The following is a 24,047-nucleotide window of genomic DNA, read 5'->3' as shown; positions in this document are numbered from 1 at the left end:
TGCGGGCGCGTTTTTTTGTAAAGAGAAAGGGGATACGGGGGTATGCGTTAGCACCACCCGCCGTACGTCCCGCACACCCTTTATTTCAGTAGCGGGCAATCCGGCGGCAGGCGGCAGTGCAACGCGCCGGGGCGGATTTCGATACGGAACTGCCTGCCGCTCAGCGGCTCGCCGTCAAGGTTAAAGGTAATCTCGTGCGGCGCGGTTATCTCAAACCACGCCGAGGCGCCGTCGATAATATTGGGGCTCTCTTCCGGCTGCGTCAGCGTGGTGAAGAGTGCGGGGAGCAGTTCTTCACCGGTAAAAATCCGCAGGTGTAATAGCCCGTCGTTAATCAGCGCATCCGGACACAGTTCCTGCCCGCCGCCTGCCTGTCTGCCATTGCCGATGCCAATCACCAGCGCGTCGCCCTGCCAGTGGAAATGCTCGCCGCGGATGTCGCAGCGGTCCGCCTTCAGGGCGTCCATGCGCATCAGGCCGTGGATCAGATACGACACGCCACCGAGCGCCGCCTTCAACCGTTCTGGCGTTTCGGTGGTGATGCGCGTGCCGAAACCGCCCGTCGCCATATTAATAAACCAGGCTTTGTCATTCACCTGCGCAATGTCTATCGGTACGGCGCGGCCTTCTACCGCCAGTTTCAGCGCCAGTTCGATATCGTCCGGCACGCCCGCGCTGGTCGCAAAATCGTTCGCGGTGCCGAGCGGCAGCAGACCGAGCGTCGGACGTTTTTCCGCGGGTACGCATACCAGCGCCGCCGCCACTTCGTTAATGGTCCCGTCGCCGCCTGCTGCGATCACCGTTTGCGCGCCACTTTCTGCCGCCTCTTTCACATAACGCGCCGCGTCGCCATTTTCCCAGGTCACGCGCACATCCAGCGGGTGGCCCTGGTCCCGCAGCAATTTTATGCTGCCGCGCAGCACGTCATTATCCGCGCTTTTACCATTTAAAATCAGAAACGAACCGGGGGAACGAGACATGATCTACTCCTGTGAATACGCATTCACAGAGTTTATCGCAGAGTCTGGCGAGTCGCTTAAGAACTGGCTGAAAGGACAAAAAAATAAGCCTGCGTAAGGGAGTTTACGCAGGCTGAAGGAGGTGGTTCCTGGTACAACTGGCATTTATGGATTATGTTTTTCAGCGCCTGGAATAATAACCACTTTAAACATAACCGTTTGTGATCCCATTCGAAGATCCATTCGCGCGGTAAAAATAACCCTTATAAATTATTTACCGTGTGGATTTCTCGTGGTCTGTCCAGTGAAATTACGCATCAACAGCGCGTATTCCAGTGAGAGATCCTCAGGAACTGGCATCCAGATGGTATATCCATCTCCTGGCGCCACGTCCATTTTTTCGCCTTTGGCGTTTTCCATGTGCTCCAGCGTAAAACTGATATTCCCCTGGGGCGTCATCAGCTCAAGGCTGTCGCCAATACTGAATTTGTTTTTTACCGCCACGGCGGCAAGCTGCCCGTGACGCTCGCCGGTGAATTCGCCGACAAACTGCTGACGATCCGAGACGGAATAACCGTACTCGTAATTTTGATAATCATCATGCGTGTGGCGGCGCAGGAACCCCTCGGTGTAACCGCGATGTGCCAGACCTTCCAGCGTTTCCAGCAGGCTTGGGTCAAACGGCTTGCCTGCGGCGGCGTCGTCAATGGCGCGACGATACACCTGTGCGGTGCGCGCGCAGTAATAGAACGATTTGGTGCGGCCTTCGATTTTCAGAGAGTGCACGCCCATTTTAGTGAGTCGCTCAACGTGCTGAATGGCGCGCAAATCTTTGGAGTTCATGATGTAAGTGCCGTGTTCATCCTCGAACGCGGTCATGTACTCACCGGGGCGCTGGGCTTCTTCAATCATGAAGACTTTATCGGTCGGCGCGCCGACGCCGAGCGTCGGCTCAACGGTTTGTACCGGGATCGGCTCATGGATGTGCACGATATTGCCCACCGTGTCTTCTTTGCCTTCCTGAACTTTATATTCCCAGCGGCAGGCGTTGGTGCAGGTGCCCTGGTTCGGGTCGCGCTTATTGATGTAGCCGGAAAGCAGGCAGCGGCCGGAGTAGGCCATGCAGAGCGCGCCGTGTACGAAGATTTCAAGCTCCATCTCCGGCACCTGTTCGCGAATTTCGGCAATCTCTTCAAGCGATAACTCGCGGGAGAGAATGACGCGCGTCAGGCCCATCTGTTGCCAGAATTTTACGGTCGCCCAGTTAACCGCGTTGGCCTGGACCGACAGGTGGATATCCATCTGCGGGAAGTGCTCGCGCACCAGCATAATCAGGCCCGGGTCGGACATAATCAGTGCATCCGGCCCCATCTCGACCACCGGTTTAAGGTCGCGGATAAAGGTTTTCAGCTTAGCGTTATGCGGCGCGATATTGACCACGACGTAGAATTTTTTACCCAGCGCGTGGGCTTCGTTGATGCCGAGCTGGAGATTCTCGTGGTTGAATTCGTTATTGCGCACGCGCAGCGAGTAGCGCGGTTGCCCGGCGTAAACAGCGTCGGCGCCATAGGCGAATGCGTAACGCATATTTTTCAGCGTTCCCGCAGGCGAAAGTAATTCTGGTTTAAACATGATGAACTCGTTCTGATGACAGGTCAGACCCGCTTCAACAGTGAAGCGGTAGGGGGCACGTTTACCCCCACGTTAAGGGCGGGAATTGTAGCGCCAGTGACGCAGGGGTGCAAACCGTTACGGGGAGGCTTATGGAAGTGAGGTGGTGCGCTGCGCTTACACCTGCGAAACCACAAAACCCAACGCCGATGCCGTGTATTTTCCCTGGCAGCTGTCCTTTGGCCGCAAGCCGGGATTGTTAAGGGCGGCGGCGAGCCCCCCTTAACACATTCGCGTGAATCAGCGTTCTGGCGAACGGAACCGGTTACCGGGCGTGCATCTTCATCGGGCCCGCGTATCAACCGTGTAGGTGATATCTACACTACTCGCCCTGCATCAGCCTCCCAGCGGTAGCCCACGCCGTATACGGCGCGGATAAACGGCTGGTCGTCGTCGAGCGCCTCCAGCTTGCGGCGCAGGTTTTTGATGTGGCTGTCAATGGTGCGGTCGGTCACGACGCGGTAATCATCGTAAAGATGGTTTAGCAGTTGCTCGCGGGAAAACACCTTGCCCGGCTCGCTGGAGAGCGTCTTCAGCAGGCGAAATTCGGCAGGGGTCAGATCGAGCGCTTTTTGCCGCCAGCTTGCCTGAAAGCGTCCTTCATCAATAATCAGCGGGCTCTGGGCATCCAGCGCCTGGATATCGCGCTGCGGCTTGCAGCGGCGCAGGATCGTTTTTACGCGTGCCACCACTTCGCGCGGGCTGAACGGCTTGCAGATGTAATCATCCGCGCCAATCTCCAGGCCCAGCAGGCGATCTATCTCTTCAATCCTCGCGGTCACCATCACAATCGGCACTTCGGAGAAACGACGGATTTCGCGGCATAGCGTCAGCCCGTCGGTGCCGGGCAGCATTAAATCCAGCAGAATCAGATCCGGCGGCGTCTGGCGTACATACGCCAGCACCTGATCGCCATGGTTAATCAGCGTTGGGGCATAGCTGGCCGCACGCAGATAATCTACCAGCAGCGCGCCGAGTTTTGGCTCATCCTCAACAACCAGAATGCGCGGGGTTTTGTCATTAATCGGTAACTCTGTCATACGTCTCCCGGAAGAACAGCATCAAGCGGTAAGGATACGGTAATGCTAACACCGCCTGATGAGGAATGATCGGCGGAAATCGTGCCGCCATGCGCCGCCACGATATTCGCGCAAATGGCAAGCCCCAGGCCGGAGCCGCCGCTGGCGCGGTTACGCGAGCCTTCCGCACGGTAAAAGCGCTCAAAAAGTTTGCTGAGCTGTTCATCGCTCACGCCCGGCGCGCTGTCGCTAAAGCGCAGCACAAAACGTTGCGCCTGACGTTCGCCATGAATCAACAGGCCGCCGCCTGCATCCGTGTAGCGCAGGCTATTTTCGAGCAGATTATTAAAAAGCTGCATCAGCCGGTCACGGTCACCAAATAACGTTACGCTCTCGGGCATGGAGAGGTTCAGCATAAGCCCGCGCGCCGCGAAGCGTTCACGAAACGCACCGGCGGCCACTTCTATCAGCGTCACAATCTCCAGCGGTTTTTTCTGATAGGCGAGCGCCCCTTCGTCTGAGAGCGAGAGCTGATGTAAATCGTCCACCAGTTTGGTCAGCGTGCCGACCTCCGCCTGCAATGAGGCGACCGAGTCTGGCGTAAACTGCCGAACACCGTCCTGAATCGCCTCCAGTTCACCGCGCAAAACCGCGAGCGGCGTGCGCAGTTCATGGGAGATATCCGCCATAAATGCCCGGCGCATCTGTTGGTTTTTCTCAAGCGTGCTGGCGAGCTGGTTAAAATCCTGCGCGAGGCGGCCCAGCTCATCCTGGCCGGTGGCGACAACGCGCGTCGTGAAATCGCCTGCCGCCAGCCGGTGCGTGCCTTCCACCAGCCGTTTGACCGGTGCCAGCAGACCACGGGCGAGCAGTAACGTGGCTGCCGCCGCGAGCAGCGTCGAGAGCGCGACGATAAGCCAGCTGGTGCGCCGCTGTTGTTTATCAAAATTAATATCGGTGCTGCGCGTGAGGCGTTCCACCGGCGAGGCGATAACCCAGCCCACACGCGAGCCGTCGACAACAATCGCGCGGCGTGCGCCATCCTGCGGCACCGGCGAGCGCGGGCCGACCAGCACATTTTGCGCGGCATCCACGACCCAAAATTGTGTGCGCCAGCCGTGCGGCGGCAGATGCGGCGGCGGTCCTCTGTCCGGCGGCGGCGGGCCGTCGTGGGCATTATCGCGCTCAAACGAGCGCAAAATCTGGAACACGACACGATCGTTATGACGCAGGAATCCCCAGTCGCCATGCTGCTGGTATTGCTCGCTCAGCGCGTCGCTTAACAGCGCCAGCCGCTGCTCATTGCCATGTTTGATGTAGTCAATAAAGCCGCGCTCAAAGCTGAAGCGCACCGCCCAGTGCATCGTTATCAACAACAGAATGCAGGTGGCGAAAATGGCCAGAAAAAGCTTACCCGTAATGCCGGGCCGCCAGAACTTCATGACGCTCTCCTTTTACGCCGTGCTATCACGGCGTTTTTACTCACATCATCCGGGACGCGGGCGAATACCAGCGCGGGCAGGGCGATAATTAGCGCCATACACAGGTAGGTCCATAAAAAAATCCCATGGGCGTCGCGACTGTCGGCCGCGAGGTGGTTATGGCCGAACGCGCCGAGCAACAGGCCCGCAATCGTCACGCCAAGGCTCATGGAAAGCTGCATCACCATCGACAACATACTGTTACCGCCGCTCGCCATCTCATCCGGCAGGTCGCGCAGCGTCAGTGTGTTCATCGCGGAAAAACGCACCGAGTTCACCATCCCCTGTAACAGCAGAACCACCGGCAGTAGCCAGTACCAGCCCGCGAGCGCCACGCCCATAAAAAGCAGGCTCACGAGCGCAAGCGAAAGCGTTGCGACAACAAGCACCTGTCTGTAACCAAAACGGTTAACCACCTGCACCACGATGCGCTTCATCCCCATGCTGCCAAGCACCATCGGGATCATCATCAGCCCCGCGTGAAACGGCGAAAAGCCAAGGCCAATCTGCAAAAAGACCGGCGTCATAAACGGCAACATGCCGCTGCCTATCCGCCCGCAGAGGCTGCCAGCCAGCCCCAGCGAAAAGGTCCGGGTCTCGAAAAGCCGCAGACTGAACAGCGCCCGTTCATTGCCGCGCGCATGCCAGAGATAACACAACACCGCCGCGCTGCCGCCCGCCACCAGCACGCCGAGCCCGGCGGCGGAAAGGCCGGTGCTCTTGTAGCCATCAAGCGCCACGGTCAGCGCCGCCATCCCAAACGCCAGCAGCAAAAAGCCGGAGAAATCGAAACGCCGGGTTTGCATGGTGTAGTTCGGCATCAGCCACAGCGTCGCAGCGGCACCTGCGATCCCAACGGGCAGATTAATCAAGAAGATCCAGTGCCAGGAGGCGTATTCCACCAGTAAACCGCCGAGCGCCGGGCCGAGCAACGGCCCCACCTGGCCTGGCAGCGTCACGAAAGTCATCGCTGCCATGTATTGTTCGCGCGGGACGATTTTCATTACCGTCAGCCTGCCCACTGGCACCATCATCGCGCCGCCGACGCCTTGTAACACCCTCGAGGCCACCAGTTCATTGAGCGTCGAGGACCAGGCGCAAAACAGCGACCCGAGCGTAAAGAGCACAATGGCGCAGCAGAAGATATTGCGCACCCCAACGCGGTCCGCGAGCCAGCCGCTGGCAGGCAGCATTACCGCGACCGTTAGCACGTAGGAGACGATAACCATATGCATCCGCAGCGGACTTTCTCCAAGGCTTGCGGCCATGGAGGGGAGGGCGGTGTTAACGATAGTGGTGTCCAGGGCTTGCATAAAAAAGCCAAAGGCGACAATCCACAATTGCCAGCGCACGTTCTGGGGCAGGTCGGTCATAGGCTATTCGCTCGTGGTCACGGGGTCCTCAGGTTTCGCCCGGCGCGTAAAACGCAGGCGCAGTCGGTCGAAGAAGAGGTAGACCACCGGCGTGGTGTAGAGAGTCAGCAACTGGCTCATCACCAGCCCGCCGACGATCGTAATGCCGAGCGGCTGTCGCAGCTCCGCGCCGTCGCCGCTCGCTATCATCAGCGGCAGCGCGCCGAACAGGGCGGCCAGCGTCGTCATCATGATCGGGCGAAAACGCAGCAGGCAGGCCTGGAAAATGGCGTCGCGGGCGTTAAGTTGACCGCTGCGCTGCGCCTCCAGCGCGAAGTCCACCATCATTATCGCGTTCTTCTTCACGATACCAATCAATAGCATAATACCGATAAGCGCGATGAGACTAAACGGCGCGTCGAACGCCTCCAGCGCCAGCAGCGCGCCGACGCCTGCGGACGGCAGCGTGGAGAGGATAGTCAACGGATGCACATAACTTTCGTACAAAATCCCGAGCACAATATAAACGGTGGCGATCGCGGCCAGAATTAAGATCACCTGCGAATTCATGGTGTCCTGGAAAACCTGCGCCGTGCCCGCGAAGCTGCCGCGCACCGACGGCGGTACGCCAAGCGAGGTGATGGTGCGGGTGATGGCGTCGCTTGCTTGCGAAAGCGAGACGCCGGTCGGCAGGTTAAACGCGATAGTCGATGCCGCCGATAGCCCCTGATGATTCACCGAGAGCGGCGCATTGGCGGGCTGCCATTTAGCAAACCAGGAGAGCGGAATCGGTTTGCCTTCACTGTTCATCACAAACATCTGATTCAGCGCGCTGATATCCTGGGTGTAGCGCGGGTCCACCTCCATCACCACTTTGTACTGGTTAAGGGGCTGATAGATAGTGGAAATCTGCCGCTGACCAAAGGCATTGTTCAGCAGGCTATTTGCATCCTGCACGCTGATGCCAAGACGCGCCATTGATTCGCGATCGTAGATAAGGCTCATCTCCGCGCCGTTGTCCTGCTGGTCGGAGTTCACGTCTGCAAGCTCTGGCAGTGTTGCCAGCGCCTGGCGAATTTTCGGCTCCCATTCGCGAAGCGCTGACAGATCGTCAGACAGCAATGTGTACTGGTAGCTGGCGTTTGATTGCCGGCCGCCAACGCGGATATCCTGCACTGCCATCAGGAACAGGCTTGCGCCCGGTTCCCGCGCGAGCTTTTTGCGCAGCCTATCAATCACTTGCTGCGCGCTTTCTGTGCGCTCGCCAAGCGGTTTTAACGAGATAAACATCATTCCGCTGTTTACCCGCGAGCCGCCGGTAAAACCGGTAACATTATCGACCGCCGGATCGTCGCGGATGATTTTCATGAAATCCTGTAATTTGCCGCGCATCGCCTGGAAGGAGATGCTCTGGTCGGCCTGAATGCCGCCCATCAGTCGTCCGGTATCCTGCTCGGGAAAAAAGGTTTTCGGGATAGAGATATAGAGCCAGACGTTGAGAGCAATCGTAGCAAGCAACACCACGCCGACCAGCCGCGCGTGATTCAGCACCCAGCGAAGCGAACGGGCATAGCCGCCCTGCATCGCCAGTAACAGACGGTTAATGCCGAGACGACGGCGCGTTTCCTGCGGCGCCCGAGCCTTCAGCAGCCAGCCGCACATCATTGGCGTGAGCGTGAGCGACACCACCATCGAAATGCCGATGGCGACCGAGAGCGTGACGGCAAACTCCCGGAACAACCGCCCCGGCAGCCCGCCCATTAACAGCAATGGCAGGAACACCGCCACCAGCGACACGCTCATCGAGAGTACGGTAAAGCCGACCTCTCGCACACCCTGCAACGCCGCCTGGAGCGGCTTCATCCCGGCTTCCAGATGACGAGAGATATTCTCCAGCACCACAATAGCGTCATCGACGACAAAACCGGTGGCGATAGTTAACGCCATCAGTGAAAGGTTATTAAGGCTAAAGCCGCACAGATACATCGCGGCAAAGGTGCCGATAAGCGACACCGGCACCGCAACCGCCGGGATGAGCGTCGCGCGGCCCGAGCGCAGGAACAGAAAGACGACCAGGATCACCAGCGCCACGGATATCGCAAGCGATTGTTCAACTTCCGCCAGCGACGCGCGGATGGTGGGCGAGCGGTCCTGCGCGATTTGCATATCGATGGCCGCGGGAATGGTGTCGCGCAGCGCCGGCAGGGCCGTGCGGATGCGGTCAACCGTGTCGATAATATTGGCTTCGGGAAGCTTGCGAATCATCAGCAGGATCGCGGGCTTTGCGTTGGTCATGCCCGCGTTACGCACGTCCTGCACTGAATCAGTGACCGTCGCCACATCGCTTAACTTCACCGCCGCCCCGTTATTGTAGTGGACGATAAGCGGGCCATATTCGGCGGCGGTTTTCAGCTCGTCGTTGGTTTGTAACTGCCAGCGGCGCTGCGTGTCTTCAATCGCGCCTTGCGGGCGGCGCACGTTGGCATTACTGATGGCGCTGCGCACAGTGTCAAGCGAGACGCCCTGGTTAAACAGCGCCTGCGGATTAAGCGCGACCCGCACGGCAGGCAGCGAGCTGCCGCCCACATCGACATCGCCCACGCCGTCTATCTGGGCGATCGTCTGGGCAAGCTGTGTCGAGGCGTAGTCATACAGCTCGCCTTGTGAAAAGGTGTCCGAAGTGAGCGTGAGGATCATGATCGGCGCATCAGACGGGTTTGCTTTGCGATACGTCGGCCGCGAGGGCATACCGCTTGGCAGCAGGCTCTGCGCGGCGTTGATCGCCGCCTGTACGTCACGCGCCGCCCCGTTGATATCACGGTCAAAGTTAAAGACCAGAATGATTCGCGTGCTGCCAAGCGAGCTGGACGAGGTCATCTCACTGACCCCGGCGATCCGCCCAAGCGAACGCTCAAGCGGCGTTGCGACCGACGAGGCCATCGTTTCCGGCGAGGCGCCAGGCAGCGAGGCGCTGACCATGATCACCGGAAAATCGACCTGCGGCAGCGGCGCGACCGGCAGCAGACGGAAACCGAGCACGCCGCAGAGCGTCACGGCGACAGAAAGCAAAATCGTCGCTACCGGCCGGTAAATAAAGAGCGCGTAAAACTTCACTTACGCCTCCTCGTGGTCACGCACGGGAAAGCGACGACGCACGGCGTGGCCGAATCTGTCGAACAGCAGATAAATCACCGGCGTGGTAAAGAGCGTCAATACCTGACTTACCAGCAGACCGCCCACCATGCCGATGCCGAGCGGCCGTCTTAGCTCGGCGCCAACCCCTGTGCTGAGCATCAGCGGCAACGCGCCGAGCAGGGCCGCAAGAGTGGTCATCAGGATCGGACGAAAGCGCAGCAGGCAGGCCTGGTAAATCGCCTCGCGCGGCGACATACCCTGTTCGCGCTCGGCGGCGAGCGCGAAGTCGATCATCATGATGGCGTTTTTCTTCACGATGCCTATCAGCAAAATAATGCCGATGATGGCGATAACATCCAGTTCCGCGCCCGCGATCAGCAGTGCCAGCAGCGCGCCGACGCCCGCGGTGGGCAGCGTCGAGAGAATAGTAATCGGGTGAATAAAGCTCTCATAGAGCACGCCGAGGACGATATACATCGCGACGATGGAAGCCACAATCAGCCAGATGGTGCTGCCAAGCGCCGCCTGGAAGGCAAGAGTGCTGCCCTGGAACTGGGTGGTGATCTCCGCCGGGAAGGCGAGATCTGCCTCCGCCTGGGTGATGGCATCCACCGCGTCGCCCAGCGAATACGCCTCCGGCACGTTAAACGAGATAGTCGTGGACGGGAACTGGTCGAGATGGTTAATCGTGAGCGGGCCGAAGCGCTGCTCTACCTTCGCAATGGCGCTCAGCGGCACCATTCCGCCGTCGCTACTGGCGAGACGAATGCTGTCGAGCGCGCTCAGGCCGGGCGTTGCGGTCGTATTATGCTCCAGCACCACGCGATACTGGTTAGCCTGCGTGTAAATGGTGGAGATAAGCCGCTGGCCAAAGGCGTTATACAGCGCATTGTCGACATCGTTCATGCTGATGCCAAGACGGCTGGCGCTGGCGCGATCGACATTCACATAAGCCACCAGCCCTTTGTCCTGCCAGTCGCTGCTGACATCCGCAAGCTGCGGCAGTGTCTGTAGCCGCTCCATTAATGTCGGCACCCAGGTGCTGAGCGCCTCCAGCGAATTGGCCTGGAGTGTGAACTGATACTGTGTGCGGCTCACCTGAGTATCAATGGTGAGATCCTGTGTGGGCTGCAGATAGAGCGTCGCGCCCGGCACTTTTGCCGCCGCTGACTGCAGGCGGGTAATCACGGTCTGCACGCGGTCGTCACGGTCATCCAGCGGTTTTAAGTTGATTTGCAGACGCGCGCTGTTCAGCGACGGGTTGGTGCCATCAACGCCCACAAACGCAGTCAGGCTCTCCACCGCCGGATCGTTGAGAATCACGTCCGCCACCGCGCGCTGGCGCTCGGCCATGCTGGCAAAGGAGACAGACTGCGGCGCCTGCAACGTGCCCTGAATGATGCCGTTATCCTGCACCGGGAAGAAGCCTTTCGGGATAACCACCCACAGCAGTACGGTCAGGGCGAGCGTGCCCAGGGCCACGCCAAGCGTCAGCCACGGATGGTTCAGTACGCGCTTGAGCCACTGTCCGTAGCGGGCAATCACACGGTTAATCAGGTGCTCTGAAGCACGCGAAAAGCGGTTCTGTTTGCGCAGCGATTCATGGCTTAACATCCGCGCGCACATCATCGGCGTCAGCGTCAGCGAGACTACGGCGGAAATCAAAATGGCCACCGCCAGCGTTACCGCAAACTCGCGGAACAGACGGCCCACGATATCGCCCATGAACAACAGCGGGATCAATACCGCAATCAGCGAAAAAGTCAGCGAGATAATAGTGAAGCCGATCTCGCCCGCGCCTTTGAGCGCCGCCGCGAGCGGTTTTTCGCCTTTTTCGATATAGCGCGAGATATTCTCGATAACCACGATGGCGTCATCCACCACAAACCCGGTAGCGATGGTCAGCGCCATCAGCGTCAGGTTGTTGATGGAGAAATCCAGAAAGACCATGGCCGCGAACGTGCCCACCAGTGAAAGCGGCACCGCCACTGCCGGGATAATGGTCGCCGGCACGTTGCGCAGGAACAGATAGATAATCATCACCACCAGCGCAATGGCGAGCATTAGCTCAAACTGCGTGTCGTTGACCGACGCGCTGATATTCGTGGTGCGGTCGGTCAGAACTTTCACCTCGACCGATTTCGGCAGGCTTTCGGTGAGCTGCGGCAGGAGTTTCTGAATGGTTTCGGCGGTCGTGATGATATTTGCGCCCGGCTGGCGCTGGACGTTCATCACAATCGCAGGCTGTTGGTTAGCCCAGGCGCCAAGCCAGGCGTTTTCGGCCCCTTGCTCGATCGTCGCCACGTCTCCCAGCCGCACCGGCGCGCCGTTCTGATACGCAATGATCAGGTTGCGGTATTCGTCAGCGGATTTCATCTGATCGTTGGCGGAGAGCGTTACCGCGCGCTCCGGGCCGTCGAAACTGCCTTTCGCCGAGTTGACGTTCGCACTGGTGATAGCCGTACGCACCGTTTCGCTGTTCAGGCCTAACGCAGCCAGGGCCTGTGCGTTGAGTTTTACCCGCACCGCCGGGCGTTGCCCGCCGGAGAGCGTCACCAGGCCTACGCCGGTTACCTGCGAAATCCGCTGTGCGACGCGGGTTTCTACCATATCTTCCACCTGCGTCATCGGCAGCGCCGAGGAGGTGACCGCAAGCGTCATGATAGGCGGATCCGCCGGGTTCACTTTGCTGTATACCGGCGGATTAGGGAGGTCGTCGGGTAGCAGATTTGTGGCGGCATTGATGGCCGCCTGGACTTCCTGTTCGGCGACATCAAGCGGCAGCGTCAACTGGAACTGTAAGGTCACGACGGACGCGCCGCCCGCGCTCTGCGAGGCCATCTGCTTTAAGCCTGACATCTGGCCGAACTGCCGCTCCAGCGGCGCGGTAATGGCCGATGTCACCACATCCGGGCTGGCGCCCGGGTAGAGGGTGACGACCTGAATCGTCGGGTAATCCACTTCCGGCAGCGCGGACACCGGCAAAAAGCGATAGCCGATGATCCCGGCAAGGAGGATCGCCACCATCAACAGCGTAGTGGCGACAGGGCGCAGAATAAACAGGCGGGACGGGCCGCCCGTGGCGCTCGGAGGTAACACCTGCATCAGGAACGCGCTCCTTTGGCCGCGCGGGCGCTGTCAGTTGAGGAGCGCTCGCCCCGCGTGGGTTTGGCATTATCCGTAGCGGTTTGCGCCTCCACGACGTCCACTTTTGCGCCTTCGGTGAGGCGGTCAATGCCGTCTGTTACCACGCGATCCCCTGCCGACAGCCCGGCACTTATCACCACGGTTTCGCTGTTCTGAATACCGGTCGTGACGGTGTGTTTGCTGACGTTATTGTCATCGTTTAATACCCAGACGAAATGGCCTTCATTGCCCATTTGCAGCGCGGCCGTAGGGATCACCACGGCGTTTTGCTGGGTATCAATAAGCATGCGGGCATTGACGAACTGGTTTGGGAAGAGCGCGTCGTCTTCGTTTGCAAAGCGCGCTTTCAGTTTGATAGTGCCTGTTGTGGCGTCAATCTGGTTATCAAGACTCAGCAGTTCGCCCGTGCTGAGTTTCGTGCTGTTGGTGCGATCCCAGGCTTCTACCGTCAGGGTTTTGCCTGCTTTTTGCGCCTGCATCACGGCGGCGATATCGCTCTCCGGCAGGGTAAAGACCAGATCAATCGGGTGCGTCTGGGTCAACACGACGATCCCGGTGGTATCGCCGCTGGAAATCTGGTTGCCGATATCTACCTGCTTTAAGCCGACGCGACCGTCAATCGGCGCGGTAATACGGCTCCAGTCGAGCTGTAGCTGCGCGCTGGCGACGGCGGCCTCATCCGCTTTTAGCGTCCCTTCCGTTTCGTTGACCAGCGCCTGCTGGGCATCAAGCTCCTGGCGCGACACCAGATGGGTTTTACCAAGCTGCTGGTAGCGCGCTAAATCGCGACGGGCATTGGCGAGCATTGCACGGTCTTTGGCAAGCTGCCCCTGCGCCTGGGCAAGTGCGACCTTAAACTGGCTCGGATCAATTTCCGCCAGCAGATCGCCGGCTTTCACCTGTTGGCCTTCTTTAAAATGAATGGCCATCAGTTGCCCATCGACCCGGCTGCGCACCGTGACGGTATTGGCGGCGGTGATAGTGCCAAGCCCCGTGAGATAACGCGGCACCGCTTCACTGCGGGCCGTCGCGGCTTGCACCGGCGCAGGCGCGCCGCCGCGCATGGCGGCACGTCCACCCCCGTGCGGCGCTTTGGCTGAAGGGGCGTCTGTGACGGCGTGACGCCAGTAAAGGAGGGCGGCAACCAGAGCGACAACGACGCCGGCGATAACCCACCGGCGCTTTTTAACCGTGCTTTTCATAAGCAGTACGTCTTCTTTTCCTGAAACGATTAGGCGTAATGATACAAGTTTAGTGAGCCTTCACCGCAGAAAGATGGAGGAAATATGAAACACCGTTTAGAAGTGTCCGAATAAGGCAGGCTTACGAGCTTTCTCGCAGAGGCGTAATCCTTTTCTGACAATGCCTGAAAGCCCTTATTAAAGTATGGTTTTATGCTGGGATATAAACTGTAGTTTATGAGGGATGGGTATGACATGGAGGGTGATTTTTACCCCGCATTTTTATGCATGGTATCAACAACAGCCAGAAGGATTACAGGAACGTATCGCCGCGCTGTTATGGAATTTACGCCACAGCGGCCCGTTGGTCGGGCGTCCGCTGGCGGACACGATAAAAGGCTCGCGGATCCCCAATCGGAAAGAGCTGCGCGTTCAGTATGGCGGTTCGCCGTGGCGGGATTTTTTGCCTTCGACCCAACCCGTCAGGCTGTGATGCTGTGTGCAGGCAACAAGCACGGTCACAAAGATTTTTATAAAACCCTAATCACGCAGGCGGAGGCGGCGTTCTTCCTGCATCTGCAATTAATGGAGACTAAAATTGAAAACGCTTGATGATGTGATGGCGGAGTTTACGCCAGAGCGGCAGGCTGAGATCCTGCGCATGGCGGAGGAAATCGCCCTTGAACACGGGCTGCCGCGCCTTCGCGAAGAGCGAGCCTTCTCGCAGCAGCAACTGGCGGACATTATGGGCGTCACGCAGCCCGCTATCGCCGCCATTGAGCAACGTGGCAAGGAGATCAAATTGCTGACCCTCAAGCGCTATGTCGAAGCGCTGGGCGGCAAGCTTTCACTGCTGGTGGAGCTGCCCGAAGGCAGCAAAGTGATCCCTGTCTGAGTGCAGTTAAGACTGAAACACCACCTGCGCCCAGCGTGCCAGCCCGGCGGTGACGGAGCCGAAATCGTCGCCGCCCTGTACCGGGATCCCCGGCAGCTGGGTTTGCAGCGCCTCGCGAATGAGCGGCGAACGCGCGCTGCCGCCGGTGAGGTAAATTACATCCGGGCGCTCGTTGCTTGCCTCAAGCGCCAGTGTCACCTGCTCCAGAATACGCTGCAGCGGCGGGTTTAACGCCAGCGCCAGCGCCTGCTGGGTTATCTCATGACGGAGATCCGCTTCGATAAACGGCAGCGCCGTCTCACAGAGAGGTGCCTGCGACAGCGCGATTTTGCTCTCTTCTGCGGCGCGCACCAGCCGGTAGCTCAGACGCTGACGCCAGACTTTCTGCAGCAGCGCCACTTTTTGCGGTTCGCGCGCGTCACGCACTAAATCGGCCAGCAGACGGCCACAGGCGGCGCTGTAGAAGTCGCTCTGCGCGGGAACATCGTTAATAGCGCAGGCGTTCCACCAGGGCAGGACCGGCAGCGAAGTGCCTTTTTCCGTTTCGCCGCCCATGCCGAGCAGCGGCATCAGCTGTTTAAACGCGAGTGCGATATCCAGATCGTTACCGCCCACGCGGCAGCCGCTGTGGCCCAGCAGGCTTTGATCGCGATCGCGTCGCGTACGCCACTGCGGGCCCATCAGGAGCAGCGAGCAGTCGGTGGTGCCGCCGCCGATATCAACGACCAGCACCCGCTGTTCTTCGTTAAGCGTTGCTTCGAAATCAAGCCCCGCCGCCACCGGTTCATACTGAAACACCACGTCACGAAATCCCGCGCGGTGCGCGGCGCGCTCCAGAATACCCTGCGCCTGATGGTTGGCGTCATCGCCGCCAAGCCCCTGAAAGTTAATCGGGCGGCCAATGACCGCCTGGTCTATCTCGGTGTTAACCTGCGCCTGCGCGGTCTTACGTATGTGTACCATCATCGCGCAGACCAGATCTTCAAACAGCGCGACCTGCTGCGGCTTAAGGCCGCTTGCTCCGAGAAACGATTTCGGCGATTTCACGAACCAGACCTCTTCCGGTTCGTCCATATACTGGCGCAGCGCGTTCAGGCCAAACTGCACGCTGCCGGGCGTCACGTCGATGCTCTCTTCGCGGTTATAGCTGATAGCGCGGCGCAGTAGCGCCTGCGTTTCTGTCCCGCTCGCTTCAACATTTTGATGGCGATATAACCATTCGCTCACCGCCTCGCGTACCGGGGCTGCGATCATCGAAGGCAGCAGCGCGGAGCCCTGTTCAAGCGGGAGCATCTGCGGCGCACCGTCGCGCATAATCGCGACAGAACAGTTCGCCGTACCGTAGTCAAAACCAATAAACATTCACCTTTTCCCCATGCCGTGAAGAAGGGGGGCGACTTTAGCGAAATGTCGTGTCGGCGGCAAATGGAATCACGACGCAGAGCAAAAAAAGGCGCTAACGATTAAGCTTGAGAAATCAAAAGCAAAGGAGACGCTATGTTTACGCTTCGCTATCAGCCGCCATACGACTGGCCGTGGATGTTACGCTTTCTGGCCGACCGTGCCGTGGTGGGCATAGAAGAGGTGAGCGACAGCCAGTACCGGCGCACGCTTTCTGTCGGTTCGCATCACGGGTGGCTCAGCGTCACGCCGCATCCGGAAAGCGCGACGCTGACGCTGACTTTAAGCGACGGGCTGCTGCCGGTGGCAGAAGAAGTGCAGGCGCGCGTGGCACGGCTTTTTGATTTGCACTTCGATCCTGCACCGATGCTGGAAACGCTTGGCCCGCTTGCCGCGGCAAGGCCCGGGCTGCGTTTGCCAGGCTCGGTGGACGTATTTGAACAGGGCGTGCGGGCGATCCTCGGGCAGCTGGTGAGCGTAGCGATGGCAGCGAAGCTCACCGGTAAAGTGGTGCAGGCGGTCGGTACGCCGCTTGAAGACGGCAGCGGATGGCGCTTTCCCACCCCTGAGGCGATGGCGCGTACCGAGCCGCAGAGGCTTAAAGCGCTGGGTATGCCGCTGATGCGCGCAGGCGCGTTAATTCAGCTTGCGCATGAGCATCTGGCCGGGCGGTTTCCGCTACGCTGCCCGCAGGATGTGGCGGCCGGGGTAAAGGCGCTGACGCAACTGCCCGGCATCGGCCCCTGGACGGCGAACTATTTCGCGATGCGCGGCTGGCAGGCACCGGATATCTTTCTGCCGGATGATTATCTGATTAAGCAGCGTTTCGCGCCGATGACGCCCGCGCAAATCCGCCGCTTTGCCGAACGCTGGCAACCGTGGCGGACCTATGCGCTGTTGCATGTCTGGTATGCCAGCGACTGGCAGACGCCGGTCAGTGAATAGCGAAGTAACTGGTGGCAAGGCGCGCGGCGAGCGGTTGCGTCTGGGCGACGGTCTCGCCATAGACTAAATCGATACCGACATTGGCGAGCGTTTCCAGCAAGGATTGCTGATCGGCCGGGCCTGCGATGGTTTGCAGTCCGAGACGGCGCGCGTTGCCCATGACAATGGTCAGCAGCATTTCGTCCATCAGGCTCGCATGCGCGTCCATCACCAGATCGCTTGCCACCATAATGTAATCCGCACATTGCGTGCAGATATGTTCGAACACTTCCAGTTCGCGGCCCACCTGGCTCAGAATGACCCGGCATCCCGCTTCGCGCAGGCGCAGTAAATGGCGACGTGCGACGGCGGTGTCCTGCATTAACACCTCGCTGCTGATAATAAGATGCAACAGGCCTGGCGGCAGGGCGCTTTCGCGAAGCTGTGCGAGCAGCACATCGAGGCGCTGTGACGAGAGCAGGGTGGCCGTAGAGAGCGTCAGTGCCACGCCAACGCCTTTAAGTGCGACGCTTGCGGCGTGGTCGCGGAAGAAATCTGCGGCCAGACGCGCATCCAGCGCCTGAAGAAGTTCAGGATCGCTAAGCCCCGCGCGGAAGCTGTACTCTTCCATCATTTCGCCCTCGCTGGTCCATAACCGCAGCGACAGCAGCCAGAAGCTGGCGCTTTCCGGCACGCGTGGCGAGGCGACCGGGCGCACCATTAATACCTGATGATTTTCGGCTACCATGCGCTGTTGCTCCTGCGCAGTCAGCGTACCGCGGGCATTGTGCAACTGTTGCTGATGTGGTTCGTAAACCGTCACCACGCCGCGCCCGGCGTTTTTCGAGGTATAGCAGGCGATATCCGCCTGCGACATTACATCCTGCGCCTGATTATTTGACGCTTCGATAATGGTGATGCCGGCGCTGGCGCCGATGCGGTGCATACGGCTTTCCCAGACGAAGTGATAGTCATTGATGGCGGCCACGATACGCTCGGAGATGGTGCGGGCGTTTTCAAGGCTGCAGTCTGGCAGCAGCAGACCGAACTCATCGCCGCCGAGGCGCGCCAGCACGTCTGTCGTGCGCAGCATACCCAGCATCAACGAGGCGAGTTCACGCAGCAGCGCGTCGCCCGCCGCATGCCCGGCGGAGTCGTTCACCGCTTTAAACCGGTCGAGATCGATATACACCAGCGCATGGCGCTGGTGAGTGTCGCTGACGCTTTGCAAAAGCCGTTTGAGGTGGGCCTCAAAACTGACGCGGTTCGCCAGATGTGTCAGGGCATCGTGCGAGGCGTTATAACTCAGCTGGCGCAGCATTTTGCGCGATTCGGTGACATCGTGAATGACCAGCACCGACCCGATGTTTTCTCCTTCCAGCGTGCTGAGGGGCGTAATGGTGTAGTGAATGTCATAATTGCCGCCGCTGCGGCAGTGCAGCACCACATCCTGATCGATACCCTGGTTCACGTGCGAGGCTTCGCCGCTGTGAATATCCTCAAGCAACGGGCCGTTGTCGCCAAAGGTGATGCGCAGGATAGCGAGTATCGGCTGGCCAATTGCTTCTTCCTGGCGCCAGCCACTCATTTTTTCCGCGACCGGGTTCATAAAGGTCACGTTCATATCGATGTCGGTGCAGATGACGGCCTCGCCGATGGAATCAAGCGTGATATGCAGACGCTCTTTTTCCTGGAACAGCGCTTCGTTAAGCTGTTTCACCTCGGTCATGTCCATATTTACGCCGAGCAGGCGTTCCACCTCGCCCTGTTTATTGAGCACGCGGTTCGCCAGCGCGCGGATATGTCGCACGCCGTTTTTCACCTGAATACGAAACTCCAGCTTAAACGGCACGCGCGAGCGCAGCGCCTCCTGGATAGTCGCTTCCGCCAGAGCAACATCCTCTTTTAAGAGACGGGATTTCCAGAGCTGGTAGGTCGGGCGCGTGTGCGGCGCCACTTCATAAAGCTCAAACATGCGCTGATCCCAGGCGAGCAGGTCGGTGCCAGGCTCCCACTCCCAGATACCAATGCCGCCCGCTTCGTTGGCGAGCGTGATGCGCTCCATCAGGCGTTTGTTCACCCACTCGGTGCGTTTGAGGTCAGTGATATCTTCGATTTGCGCGATAAAGTAGAGCGGCGAGCCGTCGCGCTGGCGCACAATCGACACCGCAAGCAACGCCCAGACCACATCGCCCGCGCGGGTGTAGTAGCGTTTTTCGAGCGAATAGTTGTTCATCTCGCCGTTGAGCAGTTTCTCAACCAGCGCCATATCGGCATGCAGATCTTCAGGGTAGGTCAGCTGCTGAAAGCTCATTAACGCGAGCTGTTCCGGCGTATAGCCAAGAAACGTACACAGCGCTTTGTTGACCTGCAAAAAACTGCCTTCAGTGGAAACCAGCGCCATGCCGATGGCGGAATATTCCATCGCATTGCGAAAACGCGTTTCGCTCTCAGTGATGAGCTTGCGCTCTTCGCGCGAGGCGTACATCACCATGGTCATGACGTTGGCAGGCAGCAGGATCATTAAAAACGGCAACCAGGGCGCGTTCACGACGATGCCTTCATGCGGCAAATCAAGTAGCGTGGGATTGGAGGCTATCACGAACGACACCATCATCACGGTCGCGAGAAAGACCGCGAACGCCTCCAGGCGCGGCAGGCGGATAGCGCTCCACATCAGCAGCACAATCACAAAGGTGAATGGCCAGGGCAGATAGTGTAGCGACAGCCAGCTGCAAAGGAGGGTAATGCAAAGCGTCGCGAGACTTTCTGCCAGCAGGCGCGGGCTGCGATGGCGCAGCAGATAACGCGCTTTGAACAGTAACCCAAGCGGAACCAGCGCCAGCGCGCCGATGGTTTCTGATAATATCCACACCATGAACAGGCGCAGCGTCAATGCCTGTTCGCTTAAGGCTACCAGTAAAAAACCGCCTACAAGCGGCGGCACGACGGCACTGGCAAAGGCCAGCCGCAGCCAGTTATTCAGATTCTTAAGCGGGTTGTACCACGGTAGCAGTTTACGAAGCAGAACTGCGCCCACCAGCGCTTCGACAATATTAATCAGGGTATAAGAGAGCACCAGATGCTGGGGCGGAAAGAGCGTCAGGGTCGCGAGTACCGTGCCTGCGCCGCAAACCAGCGCAATTGGCACCCACATTTTTAATGCGTGGCGAAAGAACGCGACCATCATGATGGATGTCGGGAACCACAGCGGGGCCAGCAGCGTGTCGAATAGCGTCAGCTCAAGCGAGAAGAGCGTAAAAAGGTAAGTCAGTAGTCCAAGGCTAACTAAGCGCAACAGAGGATGCGGCGTGGCCGCCAGCTCCTGCTTTTTCTTTTTTTTTGTCATTACCACATAATCCGCATAGGCATTGCCGTCAGGTGCAATACCCGGACGTATCAGGAAAAATGTTTGGGTTATGCTAGTACAAACAATTTACAATTCCTATGGCGTCTGCTCATAAATTAACTGTGGTGAATAATAAAAAACGCGCCGAACCGTTTTCGCCTCGCTTAATGCCTGTTTCCTCGACAAAAAACGGCGTTTTTCGCCTGCCGCGCGCGACAGAATTTGCGCACTTATTCTCACGATTGCAGCATCGACTGGTATCAATTTAGCGAAATCCCTATAATTGCCGCGTCTGACGCGACGGCGTCACCCTTCCTTTTCTCTTTATTATGTAAACCAGGTCGCTAATTTATGACTGACAAGTCCCATCAATGCGTCATCATCGGCATCGCCGGCGCATCGGCTTCAGGTAAAAGCCTTATCGCAAGCACCCTCTATCGGGAGCTGCGTGAACAGGTCGGTGATGAACACATTGGTGTTATTCCAGAAGACAGCTATTACAAGGATCAAAGCCATCTGTCCATGGAGGAGCGGGTTAAAACCAACTATGACCATCCGAATGCGATGGATCACAACCTGCTGTTTCAACACCTGCAAATGCTGAAAGCAGGTAAACCCATTGAGCTGCCGGTTTACAGCTATGTGGAACACACCCGTACCGCGCAAACGGTACATATCGAACCGAAAAAGGTGATCATTCTGGAAGGGATCCTGCTGCTCACCGACGCGCGCCTGCGCGAAGAGATGAATTTCTCGATTTTCGTCGATACCCCGCTGGATATCTGTCTGATGCGCCGTATTAAACGCGACGTTAACGAGCGCGGCCGTTCGATGGACTCGGTCATGACCCAGTATCAGAAAACGGTGCGCCCGATGTTTTTGCAATTCATCGATCCTTCCAAGCAGTACGCCGACATCATCGTGCCGCGCGGAGGCAAGAACCGCATCGCTATCGATATCCTCAAAGCGAAAATCAGCCAGTTCTTTGAATAAGCTGCGTTTTGCGTGTACCGTTCCAGAAGATACCCTCAGGCTTTCGGCATTTGCCGGAAGCCTGAACACATCAGGAGAGTGTAATGCGTCTTTGTGACCGAGATATTGAAGCCTGGCTGGATGACGGCCGACTGGCGATAACCCCGCGTCCGCCGGTAGAGCGCATTAACGGCGCGACGGTGGATGTGCGTCTTGGCAATAAATTCCGCACCTTCCGCGGCCACACCGCGGCATATATCGATTTAAGCGGCCCGAAAGATGAAGTGAGCGCGGCGCTCGATCGCGTCATGAGCGATGAAATCGTCCTTAACGACGGCGAGGCGTTTTATCTGCATCCGGGTGAACTGGCGCTGGCGGTGACGTATGAGTCCGTGACGCTGCCGGCAGATCTCGTCGGCTGGCTCGACGGACGTTCGTCGTTGGCGCGTCTGGGGCTGATGGTGCACGTTACTGCGCACCGCATCGATCCGGGTTGGCAGGGCTGCATCGTGCTGGAGTTCTATAATTCAGGTAAGTTGCCCCTGGCGTTGCGCCCTGGCATGTTGATTGGCGCGCTGAGCTTCGAGCCGCTTTCCGGCCCGGCGGCGCGGCCTTACAACCGTCGTCAGGATGCGAAATACCGCGATCAGCAGGGCGCTGTCGCCAGCCGTATAGATAAAGACTAAGCGCCTGCGGGCCGGTCTGCAGAGGATGCCATGAGACGAGTTCTGACCACGCTGATGATCTTACTGGTGGTGTTTTTCGCCGGTCTTTCCGCGCTGGTGATGCTGGTAAATCCCAACGATTTTCGCAGTTACATGATAAGCCAGGTGGAACGGCGCAGCGGCTATCAGCTGAAGCTTGACGGCCCGCTGCGCTGGCACGTCTGGCCGCAGCTCAGCATTCTCTCAGGCCGTATGAGCCTCACCGCTCCTGGCGCGAGCCAGCCGCTGGTGAGCGCGGATAATATGCGCCTCGACGTGGCGCTGTTCCCATTGTTGTCGCATCAGCTCTCTGTCCGCCAGGTAATGCTTAAAGGCGCGGTGGTGCAGCTCACCCCGCAGAGCGAGGCGCGTCGTGAACCCGGCGCACCGGTCGGGCCAAAAAACAGCGCGCTGCCGGTGGAAGATACCCGCGGCTGGACGTTTGATATCGCAAAGCTCAAGGTCGCCGACAGCCTGCTGGTGTTCCAGCATCAGGATGGTGAGCAGATCACGGTTCGCAATATCAATCTGCAGATGGAGCAGAACGAGCACCACGACGCGCAGCTTGAGTTAAGCGGTAAAGTCAGTCGCGATCAGCGTGACCTGACGCTCTCGCTTGCCGCCGAACTCAACGCCGCCGATTACCCGCAAACCCTGAACGCGACGGTGTCGAAACTCGCCTGGCAACTGCACGGGGCAGATTTGCCGCGTGACGGCATTCAGGGCGAGGGGACATTCCAGGCCCGCTGGCTGGAGGGCGACAAGCGGCTTGAATTCAGCGCGCTTGATCTGAAAGCCAACGACAGCCAGCTTGGCGGGCAGGCGAGCGTGACGCTCGGCGATAAGCCTGTCTGGGATCTCGATTTGCATTTCAGCGCGCTGAATCTGGAAAACCTCCTTGCGCCGGACCCCGCCACCACCACGACGGTTGCTCAGCAAGGCCAGCAGAACGCGCTGCCGCGCCCGGTTATCGCCTCGGAAGTGGAAGAAGCGCCTTATACGGCTTTGCGCGGCTTTAGCGCCCGCGCGCAGATAAGCGCTGACAGCGTGCGCTGGCGCGGGTTGACCTTCAAAAACGTGAATGCCCAGATGCGTAATCAGGCAGGGCTGCTGGATATCACGGCGCTTGGCGGCAAACTCGGCGCAGGCGAACTTTCGCTCCCGGGCATGCTCGATGCGCGTGATGAGGTGCCGGATGCGCGTTTTGCCATTAAGGCGAAGGACATTGAAGTGGGCGAGATCCTGCGCGCCTTTAATTATCCTATCGCGCTGACGGGCAAAATGAACGTTGACGGCATGTTCCACGGCGATCGTATTGATGCGCAGGCGTTTCGTGAAAACTGGGAAGGCGAGGCGTCGCTTGCGCTTTCCGGCAGCCGCATGGAAGGCCTGAATTTCCAGCAACTTATTCAGCAGGCCGTGGAGCGTAGCGGCGGCGGCGCGGGCGCCCGTCAGGATTTCGACAACGCTACCACGCTTGATACGTTCACGACGCGCGCCACGCTTGATCATGGCGAACTGACGCTTGATGAGATGCAGGGCCGCTCCTCGCTGCTGACATTAAGCGGCGAAGGTACGCTTGACCTGGTACGCGAGCAGTGCGACACGCGCTTTAAGGTGCAGGTGATCGAAGGCTGGAAAGGCGACGACAAGCTGATTGAATGGCTTAAAACCACGCCGGTGCCGCTGCGCGTCTACGGCCCGTGGAAGGCGCTTAATTACAATTTGCAGGTCGATCAGCTGCTGCGTAAACATCTGCAGGATGAGGCGAAACGTCGCCTTAGCGACTGGAGTGAGCGACACAAAGACAACAATGACGCGAAAGATGTCAAAAAGCTGCTCGATAAACTCTGAGTA

At 58.8% G+C, this 24,047-nt stretch carries 16 protein-coding genes; 6 read left to right on the top strand and 10 right to left on the bottom strand.

Going from position 1 to position 24,047, the window contains the following annotated elements; translation table 11 throughout:
• Positions 1–80 precede the first annotated feature (80 nt).
• The 8 genes from yegS to AFK62_RS12700 all read right to left on the bottom strand — a co-directional run bounded on the left by yegS (position 81) and on the right by AFK62_RS12700 (position 13,966).
• Positions 81–980, bottom strand: a complete 900-nt coding sequence (gene yegS, locus AFK62_RS12735) for a lipid kinase YegS (protein ID WP_007675999.1) — start codon at positions 978–980, stop codon at positions 81–83.
• Between the two features lie 249 nt (positions 981–1,229).
• The gene (gene trhP / locus AFK62_RS12730) at positions 1,230–2,591 is read right to left on the bottom strand and encodes a prephenate-dependent tRNA uridine(34) hydroxylase TrhP (RefSeq protein WP_053531953.1); all 1,362 of its coding nucleotides are present in this window, start codon (positions 2,589–2,591) and stop codon (positions 1,230–1,232) included.
• Between the two features lie 356 nt (positions 2,592–2,947).
• A complete protein-coding gene (baeR, locus tag AFK62_RS12725; protein ID WP_053531952.1) occupies positions 2,948–3,670 on the bottom strand; it encodes an envelope stress response regulator BaeR in 723 nt (240 codons plus the stop codon).
• On the bottom strand, positions 3,667–5,091 hold the full coding sequence (gene baeS, locus AFK62_RS12720; RefSeq protein WP_007676008.1) for an envelope stress sensor histidine kinase BaeS: 1,425 nt from the start codon (positions 5,089–5,091) through the stop codon (positions 3,667–3,669). Before baeS ends, baeR begins: the two co-directional genes overlap by 4 nt.
• Positions 5,088–6,503 carry an MFS transporter gene (mdtD, locus tag AFK62_RS12715; protein WP_007676010.1) on the bottom strand — a complete coding sequence of 472 codons (1,416 nt, stop codon included), beginning with the start codon at positions 6,501–6,503 and terminating at the stop codon, positions 5,088–5,090. The genes baeS and mdtD overlap by 4 nt, the downstream gene beginning before the upstream one ends.
• A gap of 3 nt (positions 6,504–6,506) precedes the next feature.
• On the bottom strand, positions 6,507–9,596 hold the full coding sequence (mdtC, locus tag AFK62_RS12710; protein ID WP_007676012.1) for a multidrug efflux RND transporter permease subunit MdtC: 3,090 nt from the start codon (positions 9,594–9,596) through the stop codon (positions 6,507–6,509).
• Positions 9,597–12,722, bottom strand: coding sequence for an MdtB/MuxB family multidrug efflux RND transporter permease subunit (locus AFK62_RS12705; RefSeq protein WP_007676015.1), 3,126 nt, complete (start codon positions 12,720–12,722; stop codon positions 9,597–9,599).
• Positions 12,722–13,966 (bottom strand): MdtA/MuxA family multidrug efflux RND transporter periplasmic adaptor subunit, encoded by a 1,245-nt coding sequence (locus tag AFK62_RS12700; RefSeq protein WP_053531951.1) that lies wholly within the window; start codon positions 13,964–13,966, stop codon positions 12,722–12,724. Before AFK62_RS12700 ends, AFK62_RS12705 begins: the two co-directional genes overlap by 1 nt.
• A gap of 234 nt (positions 13,967–14,200) precedes the next feature.
• Here AFK62_RS12700 and AFK62_RS12695 point away from each other — a divergent pair, with 234 nt between their 5' ends.
• Together AFK62_RS12695 and AFK62_RS12690 are read left to right on the top strand one after the other, a co-directional pair.
• Positions 14,201–14,557 (top strand): hypothetical protein, encoded by a 357-nt coding sequence (locus AFK62_RS12695; RefSeq protein ID WP_369834726.1) that lies wholly within the window; start codon positions 14,201–14,203, stop codon positions 14,555–14,557.
• Positions 14,544–14,840 (top strand): helix-turn-helix domain-containing protein, encoded by a 297-nt coding sequence (locus AFK62_RS12690; RefSeq protein WP_007676022.1) that lies wholly within the window; start codon positions 14,544–14,546, stop codon positions 14,838–14,840. The genes AFK62_RS12695 and AFK62_RS12690 overlap by 14 nt, the downstream gene beginning before the upstream one ends.
• Before the next feature lie 6 nt (positions 14,841–14,846).
• On the opposite strand, the gene yegD is transcribed toward AFK62_RS12690, so the two are convergent.
• On the bottom strand, positions 14,847–16,202 hold the full coding sequence (yegD, locus tag AFK62_RS12685) for a molecular chaperone (protein ID WP_007676024.1): 1,356 nt from the start codon (positions 16,200–16,202) through the stop codon (positions 14,847–14,849).
• A 135-nt stretch (positions 16,203–16,337) separates the two neighbouring features.
• Here yegD and alkA point away from each other — a divergent pair, with 135 nt between their 5' ends.
• Complete coding sequence (alkA, locus tag AFK62_RS12680; RefSeq protein WP_007676025.1) at positions 16,338–17,186, top strand: DNA-3-methyladenine glycosylase 2; 849 nt, start codon at positions 16,338–16,340, stop codon at positions 17,184–17,186.
• Here alkA and AFK62_RS12675 read toward each other — a convergent pair.
• Positions 17,176–20,514: a diguanylate cyclase gene (locus AFK62_RS12675; RefSeq protein ID WP_053531950.1), complete on the bottom strand. Its 3,339-nt coding sequence runs from the start codon at positions 20,512–20,514 to the stop codon at positions 17,176–17,178. The genes alkA and AFK62_RS12675 overlap by 11 nt on opposite strands.
• A gap of 351 nt (positions 20,515–20,865) precedes the next feature.
• Here AFK62_RS12675 and udk point away from each other — a divergent pair, with 351 nt between their 5' ends.
• The 3 genes from udk (at position 20,866) to asmA (ending at position 24,044) form a co-directional block, all read left to right on the top strand.
• A complete protein-coding gene (udk, locus tag AFK62_RS12670; RefSeq protein WP_004386755.1) occupies positions 20,866–21,507 on the top strand; it encodes a uridine kinase in 642 nt (213 codons plus the stop codon).
• Between the two features lie 83 nt (positions 21,508–21,590).
• A complete protein-coding gene (gene dcd, locus AFK62_RS12665) occupies positions 21,591–22,172 on the top strand; it encodes a dCTP deaminase (protein ID WP_007676036.1) in 582 nt (193 codons plus the stop codon).
• A 30-nt stretch (positions 22,173–22,202) separates the two neighbouring features.
• Entirely contained in the window at positions 22,203–24,044 is a 1,842-nt protein-coding gene (asmA, locus tag AFK62_RS12660) for an outer membrane assembly protein AsmA (protein ID WP_053531949.1), read from the top strand.
• Positions 24,045–24,047 lie beyond the last annotated feature (3 nt).

The sequence above is a fragment of the Cronobacter condimenti 1330 genome (assembly GCF_001277255.1).
GTDB lineage: Bacteria > Pseudomonadota > Gammaproteobacteria > Enterobacterales > Enterobacteriaceae > Cronobacter > Cronobacter condimenti.
The sequence above is the reverse complement of the archived record's forward strand: the minus strand, read 5'-3'. Positions and strand labels throughout refer to the sequence as shown.